This window comes from Halomonas organivorans (assembly GCF_014192055.1).
GTDB classification, from domain to species: domain Bacteria; phylum Pseudomonadota; class Gammaproteobacteria; order Pseudomonadales; family Halomonadaceae; genus Halomonas; species Halomonas organivorans.
Window position 1 is genome coordinate 167,934 of record NZ_JACHXM010000004.1, and the last position, 14,416, is coordinate 182,349.

A 14,416-nucleotide genomic window follows, 5' to 3' on the forward strand; every position below is an offset into this window, starting at 1 on the left:
ACCATGCACAGCATCGACATCGAGATGATTCCCGGCGAGGTGACCCCGCCTCCCATTCGGGTCGGCGAGGCGTCGATCGATCACGCCGAGATCGCCCGCGAGATGCAGTACCACCCGGCCGACAGCGCCGGCGACGCTCGACTCAAGGCGGCCCGCGCCCTGGTGGTGCGAGAACTCTTGCGCCAGCGCGCCGGTCAGTTGGGCCTGGCGGTAGACGACGAGGCGGACATCGAAGCCGCCATTGCCGCGCTGCTGGAGCGCGAGCTGGACGCCCCCGAACCCACCGAGGCGGATTGTCGGCGCTGCCACGGCGCCCATCCCGAACGCTTCAGCGATCCCACCCGCCTGCGGGTGCGCCATGTGCTGCTGGCGGCGGCGCCGGACGACGCCCCCGCCCGGGACGACGGCTATCGGCGCGGGCAGGCGCTCATCGCGCAGCTACGCGAGGCCCCGCAGCGCTTTACCGAGCTGGCCCAGCGCCATTCCGACTGCCCCTCGAGGGACCAGGGCGGCGAGCTGGGCTGGCTGGTGCCCGGCCAGACCGTGCCCGAGCTGGATCGCGCCCTGCAGCACCTACCGGAGGGGCTGCATGGGCGCCCGTTGGCCTCTCGCTATGGCTGGCATCTGGTGATCATCGATGAACGGCAGGAAGGCCGGGCGCTGCACTACGATGAGGTCGCCGACCGGGTCCGGCACAGCCTGCGCGAGCAGGCGACCCGCCGTGCCCTGCGCCACTACCTGCTGGCACTGGAGGCGGAGATCGGCGTGGAAGGCATCGCGCTCGACGACGATGCCGCCCGTGCCCTGATGCAGTGAGGTGTGTCGGCAGCGGGTCTGTGCTCGTTGATCTTGCCCGCTCCGGCCGTTTCGAAGTGGCGGCGCTGCAATGAGCCATCCCTTGCCGTGACTACCCAACGGGTCAGCGCATCGGTCATTCGGATACTTGGGGAGCTGGAGGGAGGACCACGATGTCCCGCCCGGCGGCGCCGAGCGGGACATCCTTCACTGCGGTGTGGTGGGGCGCGTGTCAGCCGGCCGGCTGGGGGCGGCGGGTATTGGCCTGGTCAGCCATGGCCTGGCAGGCGCCCAGGTCGGTGGCGACGGCCTCGCCCTGCTCTTGCCAGCGGCGGCGCTCAGCGTCGCTGGCCTTGGGCGAGAACAGGCCGGCCTGGGCATAGAGCACGCCGATGATCGGTGACAGCCAGCAGGCGAAGGCCAGCGGAATGTACAGCAGGTTCTCGACATTGCCGTCGGCGATACCCAGTCCCAGTGCGCTGATCACGAAGGCCCCGCCCGCGTTCCAGGGCACCAGTGGTGACATCAGGGTGCCGCCTTCCTCGATCGCCCGCGACAGGTTCAAGGTCGAGTAGCCCAGTCCCCGGTAGGTAGGGGCGTACATGCGGCCGGGCAGGGCAATGGAGAGGTAAGGATCGCCGGCGACCAGGTTGGTGGACAGCGAAGTGATCATGGCCGAGGTCTGCACGCCGCGGAAGCTGCGCACACGTGCCATGATGGCGCGAATGATCGCTTCGAGGCAGCCGGTCTTCTCCAGGGCGCCGCCGAAGCCCAGGGCGATCAGTACCAGCGAGATGGTCCACATCATCGACTGGATGCCACCACGGTTGAGCAGGCTGTCGATGGCGCCGACGCCGGTGTCGATCGTATAGCCGTAGTTGGCGTAGGTGACCACTTCATGCAGGCCGGCTCCCTGCACGAGCATCGCGGTGATCGCCCCGGCCAGTACGCCGGCGAACAGCGAGGGGATGGGCGGCATACGCTTGACGGCGAGCACGATCACCAGCACCGCCGGCAGCAGCAGCCAGGGCGAGATGGTGAAGTTGGCCTCGAGCGCCGAGGTGATCGCGGTGATTCGCTCGAAGGAGGCGCCCTGGTCGTCGATCAGGGTGAAGCCCGCTCCCAGGTAGATGGCGAACGCGATCAGCATCGAGGGGATCGTGGTCGGCATCAGGTTCTTGATATGGGAGAAGACATCGGTGCCGGTGACGGCCGGGGCGAGGTTGGTGGTGTCCGACAGCGGCGAGACCTTGTCGCCGAAGAAGGCCCCCGAGACCACGGCGCCGGCGGTCCAGTACATGGGGATGTCGAAGCCCGCGCCGATGCCCATCAGCGCCAGGCCGACCGTGCCGACCGTGCCCCAGGAGGTGCCCAGCGACAGCGAGACCAGCGAGCAAAGCAGCATGGCTGCCGCCAGGAAGACCGTCGGCGAGAGCAGCGTCAGGCCGTAATAGATCAGTGAGGGCACGGTGCCGCTGGCGATCCACACACCGATGATCATGCCCACGCAGATCAGCACCGAGACGGACGGCAGGGAAACGTGAATGACGTGGAAGATGCCTTCCTCGATGCGCTTCCACGAGAAGCCCAGCCTGATGCCCACCAGGGAGGTGATCGCCAGGCCGATGGCCAGCGGGATGTGCGGGGTGAAGTCGCCAAAATAGAAGATCTGTACCCCGATGGCGGCGAGGGTCAGGATCACCGGAGTCAGCGCCAGCAGCAGCCCCGGCGAGCGGTGGGATGAGGTCGATGTTGTTGTTGGATCGGTCATGTTGTTTTCCTTGGTCTCGATGACGTGTCAAAGGCGATCGATCAAGCGTGACATCCTGGTCGTCATTTCTCCTGGCGTGGGCCGGCGGCTCTCAGATCAATACCCTCAGGCATTGGCCGGTGTGGTAGAGCGTGAAGCCGCCCTCGTAGCTGGAACTCCAAAGGGGTTTGGCGCGTATTGGCTTCGGGATGCGGATCGGCAGCGGCAGCAGACCGTCGTCGCCGTTGGCCAGGTAGTGGGCGAAGCCCTTGCCGACGACCGTGCCGGTGGTGACACCGCGTCCGTTGTAGCCAGAGGCGGCCAGGATCCCGGGCGCGGGTTCGAACAGCCGCAGGGTGTGGTCGGGAGTGAAGGCGATTCGCCCGGTCCAGGTACATTCCCAGTCGATGCGCCCCAGCTGGGGGAAGTAGTGGCGCTGGATGCGGTCGGCCCAGCCGCGGACATAGGCCTGAGGTCGGCCGTCCCCTTGCCCAGGCTGCCGAGGATCAGGCGGCCCTCGCTGTCGCGGCGCATGCTGCTGAGCACCATGCGGGTATCCCAGGCGCCCTGTCGCTCGGGCAGGATATCGCCGGCGATCTCGTCCGGCAGCGGATGTGAGGCGACCTGGAAGAAATGGCCGGGGAAGAAGTGCCGGCGCACCTGATTCCAGTGATCTTCGGTATAGGCGTTGGTGGCGATCACCAGGCGAGGGGCGGTGACGCTGCCCTCGGCGGTGGTGATGCGCCAGTCCGAGCCGTGTCGCGCGATCCCCGTCGCTGCGCTGTGGCCATGCAGCCGCGCGCCTGCGGTGGCGGCAGCCCGGGCCAGTCCACGGGTGTAGGCCACGGGGTTGATGGTGCCGGCCCGACGATCGAGCAGGGCGCAGCGAATGCGCTGGGTGCCCGTCTTCTGCCGGCAGGCCTCGTCCTCCAGCAGCTCGACGGGGGCGCCGCGCCGCTGGAACTGGTCTACGCGGCGCGCCAGCTCCTGCTCACCCTTGGCGTTGTGCGCCAGGTGCAGGGTGCCGCTGCGAGTCGCACGGCAATCGATAGCGTGGCGCTCGATCAGCGAGAAGACCTCGGCGGGGGCGCCGCCCAGGATCGCATTGGCGCGCTCGCCGTCCCGCTCGCCCAGTGCCTCGCAGATGTCGTCCGGAGGGATCCACAGTCCCGCGTTGACGAGGCCGACGTTGCGCCCCGAGCCGCCGCTGGGAATCTCCCCCGCCTCGAGCAGGGTCACCCCGACCCCGGCCTCCGCGAGGTGCAGGGCGGTGGACAGCCCGGTGATGCCGCCGCCGATCACCGCCACCTCGGTGGTGTGATCGGCCTGCAGCGGCGCCAGCGGCAATGTCGGCTCGGGGGAGGTGTCGTGCCACAAACACCCTTCCTTCATGACGCCTCCTGTCTTGTGATAGGCGCGCTCCCTGTCGCCGGTCGTGCCGGGGCCCGGCGGTGATAGTCAGCGGCAGGGGCGAGAGGTCGCGGCCGTCCCGTTCTGCCCGGGACGGCGGTCATGCTCAGTCGAACTTGATGCCCTGGGCCAGCGGCAGTTCGCGAGAGTAGTTGACGGTGTTGGTCTGGCGACGCATGTAGCTCTTCCAGACGTCGGAGCCGGACTCGCGGCCGCCGCCGGTCTCCTTCTCGCCGCCGAAGGCGCCGCCGATCTCGGCGCCGCTGGGGCCGATGTTGACGTTGGCGATGCCGCAGTCGCTGCCCTGGTCGGAGACGAAGGCCTCGGCCTCGCGCACGTCGGTGGTGAAGACGCAGGAGGAGAGCCCCTGGGGCACGTCGTTCTGCAGCGCCAGCGCCTCATCGAAGTCGCGATAGCTCATGACGTAAAGGATCGGGGCGAAGGTCTCGTGCTTGACCAGCTCGTCCTGCTGTTCGACCTCGACGATGGCCGGCGCCACGTAATAGCCCTCGGGGTAGTCGTCGGCCAGGCGACGTTCGCCGCCGAACACGCTGGCGCCCTGCTCGCGGGCCTTGCCGAGCACCGACTGCATCTGGTCGAAGGCCTGGGCGTCGATCAGCGGGCCGACCAGGCTGCCGCCCATCGGGTCGCCGATGGTCACGCCGGCATAGGCCTTCTTGACCCGCTCGACGACCTCGTCACGCACGGACTCGTGGACGATCAAGCGGCGCAGGGTGGTGCAGCGTTGGCCGGCGGTGCCCACCGCGGAGAACAGGATGGCGCGCACGGCCATGTCCAGGTCGGCGCTGGGGGCCAGGATCATGGCGTTGTTGCCGCCGAGCTCGAGGATGCTGCGACCGAAGCGAGCGGCCACGCGGGGCGCGACCTCGCGACCCATGCGGGTGCTGCCGGTGGCGCTGATCAGCGGCACGCGGGGATCGTCGGTGAGCACCTCCCCGGCCGCGCGCTCGCCGATGATGACCTGGCTGAGGTCCGCCGGAGCCTCGTCGCCGAACTCGGCCATGGCGCGTTCGAGCAGCGCCTGGCAGGCCAGGGCGCACAGCGGCGTCTTCTCGGAGGGCTTCCACAGCAGGCTGTTGCCGCACACCAGCGCCAGGGCGGCGTTCCAGGCCCAGGGCGCCACCGGGAAGTTGAAGGCGGTGATCAGACCGATCGGGCCCAGCGGGTGCCAGCTTTCGCGCATGTGGTGGCCGGGGCGCTCGGAGGCGATGGTCAGGCCGTACAGCTGGCGGGACTGGCCGACGGCGAGATCGCAGATGTCGATCATTTCCTGCACTTCGCCGAGGCCTTCCTGGTAGATCTTGCCGCATTCCAGGGTCACCAGGGTGCCGAGGTCTTCCTTGTGGCGGCGCAATTGCTCGCCGAACAGGCGCACCAGCTCGCCGCGGCGCGGCGCCGGCACCCGACGCCAGGCCTCGAAGGCCGCCTGGGCGCGGTCGATGCGTGTCTTGACCTCATCACCGCCTTCCAGTGCCACCCGGCCGAGCTCGCCGCCGTCGGTGGGTGAAGTCACGGCATAGTCGCCGCCACGGTACAGGGATTCGCTGACCCCGAGGCGTTGCATGATGGACGCGATCATTCTTCCTCCTACTGCTCATATGCGTGTGATGGAAAACGGGAGCAGTATTGCTGGGGTTGCGAGCGAGGCTCAAACGACGTTTTATACAGAGGTCATTCCATTATTTCTTGATAGAGCCCGCCATGAGTCGTCGTCACCTGCCCACGCTCACCGCCATGCAATGCTTCGAGGCTTCGGCCCGGCACCTGAGTTTCACCCGAGCCGCCGAGGAACTGAGCCTGACCCAGAGCGCCGTCAGCAAGCAGGTCGCACAGCTCGAGTCGGTGCTCGAGCACCCGCTGTTTCGCCGGGTTCGCAAGCGGCTGCAGGTCACTCCGGAGGGATCGCTGTACCTGACCGAGGTACGCAAGGTGCTGGCCCAGGTCGAGATGTCCACCCGTTATATGCAGTCCTACGGTGGCCAGAACGAGGTGCTCAACGTCACCACTCTGCCGACCTTCGGCGCCCGCTGGCTGATTCCCCGGCTCAATGGCTTCCGCTTCCGCCATCCCGGGGTCTATCTGAACATCGCCAACCGGGTGGAGCCCTTCGACCTCGAGGAGGAGCGGGTCGACGTGGCCTTCTTCTTCGGTCACGGGGCCTGGCCGAAGGCGGAGTGCATCAAGCTGCTCGACGAGACCATGGTGCCGGTGTGCGCGCCGGCGGCGGTGCCTGCTGGCGGCATCGACGACCCACTGGCCTTGACCGACCTGGTGCTGTTGCAGAGCGCGACGCGACCCGAGGCGTGGCACGACTGGTTCGAGGCCCAGGGCTGCTATACCGCCCACAGCTATCACGGGCCGCGTTTCGATACCTTCTACATGGCGGTGAGCGCTGCCCGGGCGGGCTGCGGCGTGGCGCTGGTACCCCACTTCCTGGTCGAGGAGGAACTGGCGGCCGGCCAATTGACGATTCCCTGGGCGTTCGCGCTGACCAGCCGGGATGCCTATTACCTGGCCTACCCTGAATACAAGGGCGAGGTGGCCAAGGTGCGTGGCTTCATCGACTGGATCCTTGAAAAATGTTAAGGCTTGAGGAAGCATTGCATCTGCTGCGATTTTCTCCAATCGTTAATATTCACAGGGTCTCCCGAATAGTTTCTGTAGATGTATGGGAGTATGAGCTCTATACATCATCGTGAAACAGCCTCAATGAGAGTGCTCGCGCCAAGTGCTTTAATCAGCGGTTTTTTTGAGTTTTTTCGGTTTTGTGGTGTGGCGCTTTCTCTATGTGGTTTCTGTAACGAGGACGCGCATTGCGCAAAGTTACCCAGGTGCAGCTTATTGGCTAGTTTCAGGAACATGTTTTGTTGTGGATGCTGGTGGTTTTTATACTGTGGAAAAGGTACGGAGTGCGTCATTGATTTTGTGAAGGTGGCTGGAGCGGTTAGTTCTTGAGAGACCTCTTGCTATAACCGATTTTCAGCCACCTTTTTATGCCATTGTGATATTCCGACCCATTCACATGGACGTTTCACTCATATAGCTCGGTAGAAACGTCGCAAGATCCGGAAATGCGATCAGCAGGAACGCCATGAGCGCCATGATCAGGAACATCGGAGCCGCCGCCTTGGCAATGAAACCCAGGCTGTGGTTGGTCAGGCCTTTCATGACGAAAAGATTGAAGCCTACGGGAGGCGTTATCTGGGCCATCTCCACCATCACAAGTACGAAAATACCGAACCAGAGAAGATCAATGCCGGCTTCGTTTAGCATGGGAGTGACGACGGCCATGGTCAGCACCACTGCCGATATTCCATCCAGAAAGCAGCCCAGCACTATGTAGACAAACATTAGTGCTACCAGCAGCATGAAGGGCGAGAGTTCCAGGGTGCCTACCCACTCAGCGAGGCCCCGCGGTAGACCCGTAAAGCCCATGGCCAGTGTCAGGAACGAAGCTCCTGCCAGGATCAGGGCGATCATGCAGGAAGTTTTCGCTGCACCCATCAGGCTTTCTATCAGCGAGGAGAAAGTCAGGCTGCGCTGTATGGCGGCGAGTATCAGGGCTCCGACGACTCCTAGCGCGGCGGCTTCGGTTGCCGTCGCGAGGCCGGAATACATCGAGCCAATCACGGTGAAAATCAGCAGCGCGACAGGAATCAGTAGGCGCGACTCGTAGAGGCGACTTTTCATTGACATCGCAGGATCTTTGACGATATTGGGCTTCTTCAGGGTGCCCCATGCTATGACATAGCCCATGAAAAGAGCGGCCAGTATCAGCCCGGGAAGTATTCCCGCAATAAAGAGCTTGGGGATGGACTGATTTGTGATGACGCCGTAGACGATCATCGTCAGCGAGGGAGGAATCATCAAGCCAAGAGTAGAAGCGCCGGCCAGGGTCCCTACACTCATGAAATCGGAATAGCCACGTTTACTGAGCTCCGGCATGGACATCTTTCCCACTGTGGTCAGGGTGGCGGCGGAAGAGCCTGAGACCGCCGCGAACAGAGTGCAGCCGATGACATTGGTATGCATGAGCCGCCCAGGCAGCCAGCTAAGCCAAGGGCTCAATCCACGGAAGAGGCTTTCGGAGAGTCGCGTACGATAAAGGATCTCCCCCATCCAGATGAACAGAGGAAGGGCCGTGAGTGTCCAGCTCGTCGAAGAAGTCCAGAGTGTGCTGTACATCGAGGCCCCGATCGGGCGGTCGGTGAAGAGCGCGATGCCCACGATGGCCACCCCGACCAGAGACAAGGCAATCCAAACGCCAGAGCCCAGTAACAGGAAAAGAATGAGCAGTAACGCAATGGCCAGTTCAGTGAAATCCATCAGAGACTCCTCACAGGGTGGGTTCCGTGGCTCTTGATGCGTACGGAACGAATCAGAGTGGCCAGCGTGCGAATGAGATGATCAATAATCGAAATCGTAAAGGCTGTGGAGCCGAGCGCGAGCAGCGCCTGGGGGATCCACAGCGGCATCGCATCCTGCCCTGACGAGACATCGCCGAACTGATATGACCAGTAGGCGGCATCGAAGGCATGCCAGGTGATGAAGCCGGCAATGCAGCTGGCGATGAACAGGCACCACAGCTCACCGATGGGACGAAAACGCCCGAGACGCTCGACCAAGAGACCGACGCGGATATGCCCACCCTTATGAAAGGTATAGGCTGCGGCAAGGAATGTACTGGCGCCCATCAGATAGCCGGCGTAGTTGGTAGCGCCAGGAAGAGTCATACCACTCCAGCGTAGAACGACCTGTACGACAATGACGACCAGCATGATGAAGATACAGAGCGCGGCAAGGTAGCCGAAGATCCGATAAAGCGCTTCCAGCCATCTGGCGACGCGAGAGAAGGGAGTGTTCATGGGAGCGACCCCTGGTTACATCCAGTCAAGTGGAGTCCCCACTCCGCGGAGTGGGGACGTGAATCGTGTCGTTACTCTATTGCACGATATTCCTCGAACAGTCGCTGGCCCTCTGCGCCGGCTTTTTCCAGCCATTCCTCTTGCATCATTTCGCCGATGCGCTTGAATTCGGCCTGTAACTCCTCGTTAGGCTGGTTGATCGAAACGCCCTTGTCGCTCAGCTGGCTCTTGAGCGTATCGGCGAGATCCCTTGCCTGCTGCTCACCGCGCTGCTCGGCTTCGGCAGCGATGGACAGGACTTCCTGCCTAGTAGCTTCGTCGAGAGCTTCCCAGCGGTCCTTGTTGACGAAGATATGACTGAGAACAAGCCAAGCCTTGGCGTCGTAGAAGTAGGGGAGATAGTCCCACAGCTGATGGTTGTAAACGGGATCGCCGGAGGAGATCAGGGACTGCACCATGCCGGTGGCGGCCGCCTGTGAAAGCTCTGCTTCCTCTATCAGGGTCGGCGTCATGCCCATGAGTTCGGCGAAGCGCGCCGTAGCCGTATTATAGGCTCGAAATTTGAGCCCCTCCGCATCTGCGGGCATATTGATTTCACGGTCGAAGAAGATACCCTGTGGCGGCCACGGGATGTGATAGAGCAACTGCATATTCTGCTCCGCCATCAGCTCGTCCAGAGCTGGTTTGGTTACTTCCCACAACTTTGCGGACTCTTCAAAGGAGTTCGCCAGGAAAGGCACGGAATCGATGCCGTAAAGGATGTTCTCATTCTGGTGGGCGGAGAGAACATGGACTCCAATCTGTGCCTGGTCGCGCTGTACGGCGCGCTTGATTTGATCGCCGGGAAACAGTGACCCGCTGGGGTGGACGCGAATGTCCAGCTCGCCATCGGTCGCCTCGCGTACCTGGTCGGCGAACCACGTCACGTTTTCGGTGATGTAGTTGTCCGCTGGCTGTGGAGAAGGGAGATCCCAGACCTCGGCGTGGGCAACGCCACTGAGGGCCAAGGCCAGCGTAGCGATAGTGGTTGTCTTTCTGAGTGCATGGACCATTGTATTTTTCTCCTCTTTTTTCGTTGTAAGGAAGCAGGAAGTGGCCTTGTTCTTATCGTTGTTGTCCATGTTGTTTCCTCTCGTTCATCGTCACTGTAACTGTTGGCTATCCCAGTCTTTGTGAGTAACCAGGGGCAGGCTATGCTTGATGATGCGATGGCTAGGGGTTCGCTCGAACTCTTCCACGACGGCGAGGTAGCGCGGACACTGGTAGGATGCAAGACGCTCCTTCAGCCACTGATGCAGTTCCTGAAGCTCAATGGCATGGCCGGCTTTCGGCTTCAGAAAGAGCTTGATGTCCTGCTCACCGATGTCGGCCGCGACACCGATCATGGCGCACTCCTCGACATCGGGATGCTGTTGGGTGACGGATTCCACCTCCCACGCCGAAACATTCTCTCCCCGACATCGCACGCTATCGGTGATACGCCCGAGGAAATGGAGAAAACCCTCTGAGTCGAGCCAGCCGCGGTCCCCGGTATACAGCAGGCCGTTTTTCAGCGCCTTTTCGGTGGCCTCGGCATTTCGGAAGTAGCCTTCGAACAGCACGCCTGGCTGAGTTTCACGGACCACCACCTGACCTGGCTCCCCTGCTGGGACGGAGCGATTCTGCTCGTCGTGAATGGCAACGTTCAGCCAGGGCACGGCACGCCCCACCGAGCCTTTCTTTCCTTCGGCATTGACGGTGGTCAGGCTGGAGGCTTCCGTCATGCCGTAGCATTCGCGAATCTCGAAGCCGAAACGATCCTGTAGTGTCGACCAGATTTCGCTAGGGCAGCCCCCACCCCAGGCGATGCGCACGTTGTGAGCCTTTTCCAGCTCACTAGGTGGCTGCTTCAACAGAATCTGCAGCACGCCACCCAAGTAGTGGATGTGAGTTGCACCGCTGGCATTGACCTGCTCCCAGAAGCGGCTGGCGCTGAAGCGTTCGGTCAGGCTGAGGCGCACCTCGAAGAACAGCGGCAACAGGAGCATTTGAGCGCCACCAATGTGATAGAAGGGCTCCCACTGGAAGAAGACGTCGCCCGATTCGATGGAGCACAGCAGCTCGACGCTCTTGAGGGCGTACGCCATCATCGCGTGCGTGACGCGCACCCCCTTGGGTTTTCCCGTGGTGCCGGACGTATACATTAGGGCGTACAGTTCCGACATGGCTGGCGCCGGAGCATCCAGCCTTTCCCGGCCTTCGAGAGTTTTGGAGAGAGAGTCTTCTTCGCCCCCCAGCAGCAGTGTCCTGCTCGGGCATGTCGCACCGCTATCGGCGATGACCTGCCACAGGTTGGCATCGGCAAACAGGACCGAGGGATCAGAGTGCTCGAGGATGTACTTCAGGCCGTTGCCGCGCTGCCGGGCATTGACCGGCACCCAGACGATACCGGCCTTGGCCAGAGCGAACAGGACGGCGATCGCCTCGGGGCTGTTGTGCATCATGATCGCAGCACGCTCGCCTGGTTGGATGCCCAGATCTCGACGAAGGTGCACGGCGAGAGCCTCGGCCTGACGGTCGAGCTGACCGAATGTTAAGGAGCGTTGATCGAAGCTCCCGAACGAGCGCTCCGGCTCGCGTATTGCAATATCGCGTAGTGCGAGAATGAAACTGGGATCGTTTAGGTTGAATTTCATAGCAATCCGATTGTCCTTGACTCATGACCCGCTATACCAGCGCCACTTGACAGGTCTCGATCATCAACCATTTCAGCGCTTGAGGAAGGCTTCCATCATGCGTGCCGGCTCGCCCGAGGCGTAGGCTTCTCGCTGGATGCGCACGCCGGCCTTGAGGCAGTCGCGAAAGCCGGGCTCGGTGATCTCCTTGAAGCGTTGACGATCCAGGCGCATCGCCACGGGGGGCTTGTTCGCTAGTTCCTCTCCCAACGCCAGCGCTTCAGGCAGCACCTGGTCGGCGGCGACCACCCGGTTGATCAAGCCCAGCGCATGCGACTCGTCGGCATTCATCAGGCGACCGCTCAGAGTCAGATCGATAGTCCGAGCGAGCCCCAGGTGCTCGCGCATGATCCAGGGGCCAGTGGTGCTGGCTATCCCCGAATTGATTTCGGGTTGGCCCATGCGCACATCGGCGTGGGCAATCCGGAAGTCGCATAACAGCGCTACCTGGAAGGCCGAACCGGCCGCTACCCCATTGAGCGCGGCAATGATGGGCTTGGGGCTGCTGCGCATCTTGCCGTAAAGCGCCTCCCATTCTCCCACCCAGCGCTCGGCCCGCTCGGCGTCGAAGGAGCGAGTCTCGTTGAGGTCCTGACCTGCACTGAATGCTCTCTCGCCAGCGCCGGTCAGCACGATGGCGCCGAGAGAATCGTCGTTGCAGAACGTGTCGAGAGCGAGGATGAGCTGTTGGCGCATCTCGCTATGCCAGGCATTGAGAACTTCCGGGCGGTTGAGGGTGATGACGCCGACGCGGGCTTGCTTGTTGGTGAGGATGTGTTCGGACATGATGACCTCTCGAATATTTATGTCTTTGTGATTGCAATGCGATCAATGATGATCTACATTTAATCAATCTAGTCGAATTGCGTGCGTTGTAAAGCTCAAAAACTGCGCAAGATGCGATTTTTCTTGCGCGAAGAACGGGCTAGGGAGGGGTAAGGTTTTGAGCGAAAAAGAAAAAGTGGACCGATTGATGGTCAAGAGTGTGGTGAAGGCATTTCGGATTCTTGAGGTCTTCGATGCCGAGCATCCGGCGATGAGCGTCAAGCAGCTAGCAGAGCGTTGCGACATGGACCGGAGTGCGGCACAACGCTTCATACACACCTTGACGCAGCTGGGTTATCTGCAGCGCAACGAGGATACTCAACTGATCGAACCCAGCGTCCGCACGCTGGATATCGCGGCGCACTATCTGCATGCGCACCCCCTGGTCGACAAGGTTCGTCCCTATCTGCTGAATTTGAGCAAGGAAACAGAAGGTTCGGTCAGCTTGACGATTCTGGACGGGGCGGACGTGGTGTATCTGTCCCGTATGCTGAGTCGCAATATGCTGGATACCGACATCACCATCGGGTCGCGCCTTCCCGCCTTCTGCACGGCTCCTGGTCTGGCGATGCTGTCGCAGCTTGAGGAAAGTGAGGCCAGGGCGATCCTGGAGCGAACGCAGCGAAAGGCCTATACGCCGAATACCGTGCATGAGGTGCCGGCCATCATGGAGCGCTTGGCCCGATTCAAGCGTCAGGGATACGTGCTCTCGGTTGAAGAGTATTTTCTTTCCGATATATCGATCGCGGTACCGGTGCTCGACAGGCACAACCGGCCTCGAGCAGCCGTCAGCATTTCGATGTCTCGAGCTCGAAATTTGCCAGAAGAGTTGGAGCAGAGTCTTTCGGATTTGCTGATAGCCACAGCACGACAGGTTTCCAGATTATAATTTTCAGGTGTTGGACTTTGGGCGATTGATCATACGGGAATCGACCGCTATTGCGTGAATACCTCTGTACCATGCGGGGGTGGCTAAGGTGCGTGGCTTCATCGACTGGATCCTCGAGCATCGCGAGGGGCCGCAAGCGGGCGTCGGAAGGACGGCGAGCGCCTAGCGGGAGGTGCGCTCCGCTGGGGGATCGGCCTCGGCGCAGGCCAGGATGTGGCTCACGAAACGCCGCACCTTGGCGAGCTCGCCGAGGTGCTCCGGGTAGACCAGGTAGTAGGCGTTGGGCCCACGCAGGACGTGGGGCCAGGCCAGGACCAGCGTGCCGGACTCGAGCTCGCTGTCGACCAGCAGGCGTGGTACCAGGGCCACGCCGCCCCCCGCTATCACCGTACGGATCAGCATCTGGAAGGTCTCGAAGCGGGTGCCGTGGTAGCTGCTGTCGGTCGTGAGCTGTTGATCGGCGAACCAGCGGTGCCAGGCGTCGGGGCGGGTCGACAGGTGGAGAAGGCGGCAGCGGGCGAGGTCGGCCGCGGAAGCCGGCCGTTGCTGTTCGAGATACGCCGGGGCACCCACGGCCACTACCTCCTCGTCGAACAGCTTGTGGCATTCCAGGTTCGGCCAGCTGCCATGGCCGTGGAAGAAGGCTACGTCGATGTCCTCCTGCTCCAGGTCGAAGGCCTCCACCCGGTCCGTGACATTCAGGCTGATGCGCGGATGGGCATCGAAGAAGGCCGGCAGGTGGCGGGTCAGCCAGCGGGTGCCGAAGGTCGGCAGGGTGGCCACGCGCAGCACTTCGCTGTGGCCGCTGAAGGTCATGATGGTGTTCGCCGACATCTCGATCTGCGCCAGGATCTTGCGCACCTCGGTCAGGTACAGCGAGCCCTCGGGGGTCAGTACCAGGGTGCGGCGAACGCGCCGGAACAGCTTGTGCTGGAGATAGTCCTCGAGCTGGGCGACCTGCTTGCTGACGGCGCTCTGGGTGAGGCTCAGTTCCTCGGCGGCTCGGGTGAAGCTCATGTGCCTTGCAGCCGTCTCGAAGCATTGCATGGTGGTGGTCGAGGGCAGATGGCGTGCCGTCATGGGTCTCGGCTCCCGCGCAAAAGCGCCATTCTAGTCAATCGCACGATGTGATGGCGATGTGGCGAAG

Annotated in this window: 11 protein-coding genes and 1 pseudogene; 3 read left to right on the top strand and 9 right to left on the bottom strand. The window is 62.5% G+C overall.

Annotated elements, in window-relative coordinates:
- Window positions 1–3 precede the first annotated feature (3 nt).
- The gene (locus tag FHR96_RS06460) at window positions 4–816 is read left to right on the top strand and encodes a peptidylprolyl isomerase (RefSeq protein ID WP_183386834.1); all 813 of its coding nucleotides are present in this window, start codon (window positions 4–6) and stop codon (window positions 814–816) included.
- 211 nt (window positions 817–1,027) lie between these two features.
- Here FHR96_RS06460 and nhaC read toward each other — a convergent pair whose 3' ends face one another.
- From nhaC to amaB, 3 genes and pseudogenes are all read right to left on the bottom strand, one after another.
- The gene (gene nhaC / locus FHR96_RS06465; RefSeq protein ID WP_183386835.1) at window positions 1,028–2,566 is read right to left on the bottom strand and encodes a Na+/H+ antiporter NhaC; all 1,539 of its coding nucleotides are present in this window, start codon (window positions 2,564–2,566) and stop codon (window positions 1,028–1,030) included.
- Between the two features lie 91 nt (window positions 2,567–2,657).
- Window positions 2,658–3,937: pseudogene (gene amaA, locus FHR96_RS06470) on the bottom strand (L-pipecolate oxidase).
- Between the two features lie 124 nt (window positions 3,938–4,061).
- Window positions 4,062–5,555, bottom strand: a complete 1,494-nt coding sequence (amaB, locus tag FHR96_RS06475) for an L-piperidine-6-carboxylate dehydrogenase (protein WP_183386836.1) — start codon at window positions 5,553–5,555, stop codon at window positions 4,062–4,064.
- A gap of 122 nt (window positions 5,556–5,677) precedes the next feature.
- On the opposite strand from amaB, the gene FHR96_RS06480 reads away from it, so the two are divergent.
- On the top strand, window positions 5,678–6,562 hold the full coding sequence (locus FHR96_RS06480; RefSeq protein ID WP_183386837.1) for a LysR family transcriptional regulator: 885 nt from the start codon (window positions 5,678–5,680) through the stop codon (window positions 6,560–6,562).
- 432 nt (window positions 6,563–6,994) lie between these two features.
- Here FHR96_RS06480 and FHR96_RS06485 read toward each other — a convergent pair whose 3' ends face one another.
- The 5 genes from FHR96_RS06485 to FHR96_RS06505 all read right to left on the bottom strand — a co-directional run bounded on the left by FHR96_RS06485 (window position 6,995) and on the right by FHR96_RS06505 (window position 12,341).
- Window positions 6,995–8,302 carry a TRAP transporter large permease gene (locus FHR96_RS06485; protein ID WP_183386838.1) on the bottom strand — a complete coding sequence of 436 codons (1,308 nt, stop codon included), beginning with the start codon at window positions 8,300–8,302 and terminating at the stop codon, window positions 6,995–6,997.
- Entirely contained in the window at window positions 8,302–8,841 is a 540-nt protein-coding gene (locus FHR96_RS06490) for a TRAP transporter small permease subunit (RefSeq protein ID WP_183386839.1), read from the bottom strand. Before FHR96_RS06490 ends, FHR96_RS06485 begins: the two co-directional genes overlap by 1 nt.
- Window positions 8,842–8,912: 71 nt before the next feature.
- Complete coding sequence (locus FHR96_RS06495; protein ID WP_183386840.1) at window positions 8,913–9,962, bottom strand: TRAP transporter substrate-binding protein; 1,050 nt, start codon at window positions 9,960–9,962, stop codon at window positions 8,913–8,915.
- Between the two features lie 21 nt (window positions 9,963–9,983).
- Window positions 9,984–11,516, bottom strand: a complete 1,533-nt coding sequence (locus FHR96_RS06500; protein ID WP_183386841.1) for a class I adenylate-forming enzyme family protein — start codon at window positions 11,514–11,516, stop codon at window positions 9,984–9,986.
- A gap of 72 nt (window positions 11,517–11,588) precedes the next feature.
- A complete protein-coding gene (locus FHR96_RS06505) occupies window positions 11,589–12,341 on the bottom strand; it encodes an enoyl-CoA hydratase/isomerase family protein (RefSeq protein WP_183386842.1) in 753 nt (250 codons plus the stop codon).
- Between the two features lie 157 nt (window positions 12,342–12,498).
- On the opposite strand from FHR96_RS06505, the gene FHR96_RS06510 reads away from it, so the two are divergent.
- The gene (locus FHR96_RS06510; protein ID WP_183386843.1) at window positions 12,499–13,269 is read left to right on the top strand and encodes an IclR family transcriptional regulator; all 771 of its coding nucleotides are present in this window, start codon (window positions 12,499–12,501) and stop codon (window positions 13,267–13,269) included.
- 162 nt (window positions 13,270–13,431) lie between these two features.
- On the opposite strand, the gene FHR96_RS06515 is transcribed toward FHR96_RS06510, so the two are convergent.
- Window positions 13,432–14,349 (bottom strand): LysR substrate-binding domain-containing protein, encoded by a 918-nt coding sequence (locus FHR96_RS06515; RefSeq protein WP_183386844.1) that lies wholly within the window; start codon window positions 14,347–14,349, stop codon window positions 13,432–13,434.
- Window positions 14,350–14,416 lie beyond the last annotated feature (67 nt).